Source organism: Sulfurihydrogenibium sp., from assembly GCF_027448985.1.
Lineage (GTDB): Bacteria > Aquificota > Aquificia > Aquificales > Hydrogenothermaceae > Sulfurihydrogenibium.
Window position 1 is genome coordinate 1 of sequence record NZ_DAIDMN010000092.1, and the last position, 4,545, is coordinate 4,545.

A 4,545-nucleotide genomic window follows, 5' to 3' on the forward strand; every position below is an offset into this window, starting at 1 on the left:
CTCCAGCAGATATTGCATATGGGATGTGATATAATGTTTATGTATGGATGCTCACGATGTACTGAACCAATACAAAAACTTGCATAAAAATAAAAATTGTTATATAATATATCTCTCTAATGGCCAGGTAGCTCAGTCGGTAGAGCATGCGGCTGAAAACCGCAGTGTCGGCGGTTCGATTCCGCCCTTGGCCACTTTTACTTTAAATCTTTATAGATTTCTTTTATACTCTTTTTCAAAACCGGATGAACAAAATCCGGATTTAAATCCATCAAAGGTTTTAAGACAAAATCTCTTTCATGAAGCCTTGGATGAGGTATCTGTAAATTTTCTGAATGAAAAATCAAATCGTTGTAAAAGAGTATATCAATATCTATCTCTCTTGGACCCCACCTGTACCTTTCTACTCTTCCTACCTTCTTCTCAACTTCTTTTATAAAGGAAAACATGGATATATGGTCTATGTCCGTCTCTCCTATCAGTGCCATGTTTAAGAAATCCGGTTGATTTTCCACTCCAACAGGCTTTGTTTCGTAAATTTTTGATAATTTTATTATATTTATTTTTTCTGAAAGAAGCTCTATGGCTTTTTTCAAATTTTCTTCTCTGTTTCCTAAATTACTACCAAGACCTAAAAACACTCTATTCAAATTTTTCACCTTCTTTTATTCTGTAACCTCTAACAGCATCTTGAGATGATATCGGTTTTGAGTTTGGAAATTGAAGTGTTTTTATAAGTAAACAACCATCACCGGTTGCTACTATAATACCTTCTTTATCACTTGCTTTTATTATCTCTCCTGCATCTGCTTTTTTTTCACAGTTTACAATGGTAGCATCCAATATTTTTATCTGTTGACCCCTAAACTCTGTAAATGCTTTAGGCCATACTTTAAGGGCTCTTATCTGGTTGAAGATATCTTTGGCTGGTCTTTTCCAATCTATTTTTCCTTCTTCTTTTTCTATGGGTTTTGCATAGGTTGCATTTGAGTGGTCTTGAGGTGTTTTTGTTATCTGACCTTTCTCTATCTTGTTTAAAACTTCTATTAAAAGGTCCGCTCCTTCTTTTGCCAGTTTGTCATGAAGTGTGATTATATCGTCATCCGGATTTATCTTGACTTTACGGCATTGGTAAACATCACCAGCATCAAGTTCTTTTACTATCTCCATTATACATACACCTGTCTCTTCATCTCCTTCCATTATTGCCCTTTGAATAGGTGCTGCTCCTCTGTACTTTGGTAGTAAAGATGCGTGGACGTTTATAGTTTTGTATTTTGGTATGTTGATTATTTCTTCCGGCAGTATTTTTCCATACGCTACTACTACGGATATATCCGGATTGAGTTTTTTTATTGTGTCTAAAATTTCAGGATTGTTTTTTATCTTTTCCGGTTGAAATACAGGAATGCCATGTTTTAAAGCTTCCTCTTTTACAGGTGGTGGTTGGACTTTCTGTCCTCTACCTTTTGGTTTATCCGGCTGAGTTATAACTCCAACAACTTCATGGTTTGAGTCTATTAAAGCTTTTAGGCTTTCAACGGCAAATTCAGGTGTTCCCCAAAACAACACTCTCATCTTTTTTCTCCGCTTTTTCTATCCATTCTTTCTTTTTCTCTCTTAACAGATTGATTAGTTTATCAACACCTTCTTTGGTAATCAAAGAGACCGCAACAAATGGATATCCTTTTTCTGTAAAATACTTTTCAAGTCTTTCCAACAAAGACTTATCAGATAAAGCATCAATTTTATTTACAACAACTATTTGGGGTTTTTTAATCAAATCCGGAGAGTAGTTTTCAAGTTCTTTATTTATTATGTTGAATGCTTCTATTGGGTCTCTTTCTCTAAAATCTGAGACATCTATTAGATGGATTAAAAACTTTGTTCTTTCTATATGTCTTAAAAACTCATGTCCAAGACCAAGTCCTTGTGATGCTCCTTCTATCAGTCCGGGAATATCCGCTAAAACTAAAAAATCGTTAACATCAAGCTGTAAAACTCCTAACACGGGAGTTAAAGTAGTAAACGGATAATCGGCTATCTTAGGTCTTGCTTTTGACAAAACGGATATTAAAGTGGATTTTCCGGCGTTTGGAAATCCTATTATTCCAACATCAGCCAAAAGTTTTAGTTCAAGCTCTATCCATCTTTCTTCACCTTCTTCTCCTGGCTCAGCTGTCATTGGTGCCTGATTTGTAGCACTTTTAAATGCAGCATTTCCTTTTCCACCTTTTCCACCTTTTGCAACTACTACAGACTGTCCTTCTTCTACAAGGTCTGCTAATATTTCTCCTGTCTGTGCATCTTTTACAACCGTTCCTACAGGAACTTTTATTATAAGGTCTTCTCCATCTTTACCTTTTTTGTTGCCTCCTTGACCGTGGTGTCCTCTCTCTGCTTTGTAATGTCTTTTATATTTAAAATCCATCAAAGTTTGTAGATGGCTATCGGCTACTATTATAACGTCTCCACCTTTACCGCCATCTCCTCCGGATGGTCCTCCCATTGGGACAAACTTTTCCCTATGAAATGCAACACAACCGTTTCCACCATCTCCTGCTTTTACATAAATCTTAGCTTTGTCTATAAACATACTTCACTACACCTATCGTTATTAAACTTATGATTGAAATTCCATTTGCTACTATCAAAGGAATGTTTTTTATCATCAATCCGTAAACAAACCATAAAAATATTCCGATTATCATAAAAATCAACCAAATCCAAGAAAAATCAGAGGCTGATTTGGTTTTTATCACTTTGTAAGTTTGAGGAATGTATGCTGAGGTTGTTAAGGTTGCTGCTATTAAGCCGAGGATGTCTATGTTCATTTAGAAACAACAGCAGGGATAGAACCCTGCTTTTTTAATTTAGACAGCTTTTTTGACCTTTCCGGCTTTTAGACACTTAGAGCATACATAGATTCTTTTTGTGGAGCCATCTTCTAAAAGGACTTTAACTCTTCTTAGGTTAGGTTTCCATGTTCTTCTTTCTGTAGTTGCAGAGTGGGCAACCGTATTTCCAAAAACTGTCTTTTTTCCACATACTTGACAAACAGCCATATCAAAATTCCTCCTTGTTCTAAATTTAGAAATAAATATTATAGCACACTTTAATCTAAATCCATTTTACCTGGATTTATCAAGTTTTTAGGGTCCCAAACTCTTTTTATCTTTCTCATTAACTCCATTTCTTGAGGTGAAAACTGTTTTCTCATAAATTCTGCCTTTGTTATACCTACTCCATGCTCTCCTGTAATTGAACCTCTGTATGATAAAGCAAGCTCAAAAACTTCTTCTACCGCTTTTTCTGCTCTTGCCACTTCATCTGGGTCTAAACCGTTTATCATAAAGTTAGCATGGACGTTACCATCTCCTATGTGTCCAAAGTTTACCATTTTAAGATTGTACTTTTTACCTATTTCTCTGAGTTTTGGTAATGCTTCCGGAAGGTAGCTTCTTGGGAATACGATATCTTCGTTTATCTTTGTTCTACCAAGTTTTGCAACAGCAGGTGACAATGACCTTCTTGCTTCCCACAACTTTTCCGCTTCTCTGTCTGTTTTAGCTATTTCAACCTTTGCTCCGTTTTGCTCACATATTTTTGCCACTTCCGCTATCTCGTCCTCAAGTGCTTTTGGATGTCCGTCCACTTCTATAAGTAAAATAACTTCCGCATCTCTTGGAAGACCAAAATGTCCAAAGTCTTCTACAGCATTTATCGCAAGTTTGTCCATAAACTCCAAAGCTGAAGGAGATATTCCAGCTTTGAAAATGTCTTTAACAGTCTTTCCTACCGACTCTAAATCCATGTAAACAGCTTTAACAGTCTTCTTTGCTTTTGGTTTTGGTATTAGCTTTACTGTTATACCTGTGAATATTCCTAAGGTTCCTTCACTTCCGATTAAAAGCCGTGTTAGGTCATATCCAGCTACATCTTTTAATGTTATTCTTCCAGTATGGATGATATCTCCGGTATGGATTACAGTATCAAGCTCCATTATGTACTCTCTTGTAACCCCGTACTTTACACACCTTGGTCCACCTGCATTTTCCGCCACGTTTCCACCCATGGTGCAGAATTTGTAACTCGCAGGGTCAGGTGGATAAAATAAACCTCTTTTTTCAACAGCTTGCTGTAATCTGTAAGTTATAACACCAGGCTGGACTTTTGCAACTGCGTTGTCTTCATCTATCCAAAGGATTTTATCCATCTTTTCAAAAGATATTAAAACACCACCTTTAACAGGGATAGAGCCTCCCGTGTATCCGGAACCTGCTCCTCTTGGTGTAATTGGAACATCGTTCTCATAACAGATTTTTACTATCTTCTGTACATCTTCCTCACTTTCCGGAATAACGACAACATCCGGAGGAACACTTAATCTGGTAGCATCGTAAGAGTAAAGCATTCTGTCCATCTCATCATCTAAAACTTTATGCTCCCCTATCGCCTCTTTTAAATATCTTTTTACATTTTCCGGAACAGGAATCTTCTCTACGGTTTTTATCTTAAACATCTTTCCACCTCAAACTAAAAATT

Annotated in this window: 6 protein-coding genes and 1 tRNA gene; 1 reads left to right on the forward strand and 6 read right to left on the reverse strand. The window is 36.5% G+C overall.

The features are described 5' to 3' along the window. Nucleotides 1-121: 121 nt before the first annotated feature. Nucleotides 122-194: transfer RNA gene (locus NE054_RS07090), tRNA-Phe, on the forward strand. A 3-nt stretch (nt 195-197) separates the two neighbouring features. On the opposite strand, the gene folK is transcribed toward NE054_RS07090, so the two are convergent. The 6 genes from folK to NE054_RS07120 are packed head-to-tail and all read right to left on the reverse strand — an operon-like array spanning nt 198 to nt 4,522. Continuing rightward, nucleotides 198-650: a 2-amino-4-hydroxy-6-hydroxymethyldihydropteridine diphosphokinase gene (folK, locus tag NE054_RS07095; protein ID WP_345780606.1), complete on the reverse strand. Its 453-nt coding sequence runs from the start codon at nt 648-650 to the stop codon at nt 198-200. Next, nucleotides 643-1,578, reverse strand: a complete 936-nt coding sequence (gene fmt / locus NE054_RS07100; protein WP_297890140.1) for a methionyl-tRNA formyltransferase — start codon at nt 1,576-1,578, stop codon at nt 643-645. Before fmt ends, folK begins: the two co-directional genes overlap by 8 nt. Next, a complete protein-coding gene (gene obgE / locus NE054_RS07105; protein WP_297890142.1) occupies nt 1,550-2,596 on the reverse strand; it encodes a GTPase ObgE in 1,047 nt (348 codons plus the stop codon). Before obgE ends, fmt begins: the two co-directional genes overlap by 29 nt. After that, complete coding sequence (locus NE054_RS07110; RefSeq protein WP_297890144.1) at nt 2,577-2,834, reverse strand: SemiSWEET transporter; 258 nt, start codon at nt 2,832-2,834, stop codon at nt 2,577-2,579. The genes obgE and NE054_RS07110 overlap by 20 nt, the downstream gene beginning before the upstream one ends. Before the next feature lie 39 nt (nt 2,835-2,873). After that, nucleotides 2,874-3,065, reverse strand: a complete 192-nt coding sequence (rpmB, locus tag NE054_RS07115) for a 50S ribosomal protein L28 (protein WP_297890146.1) — start codon at nt 3,063-3,065, stop codon at nt 2,874-2,876. Nucleotides 3,066-3,115: 50 nt separating this feature from the next. After that, nucleotides 3,116-4,522, reverse strand: coding sequence for an FAD-linked oxidase C-terminal domain-containing protein (locus NE054_RS07120; protein ID WP_297890147.1), 1,407 nt, complete (start codon nt 4,520-4,522; stop codon nt 3,116-3,118). Between the last annotated feature and the right edge of the window lie 23 nt (nt 4,523-4,545).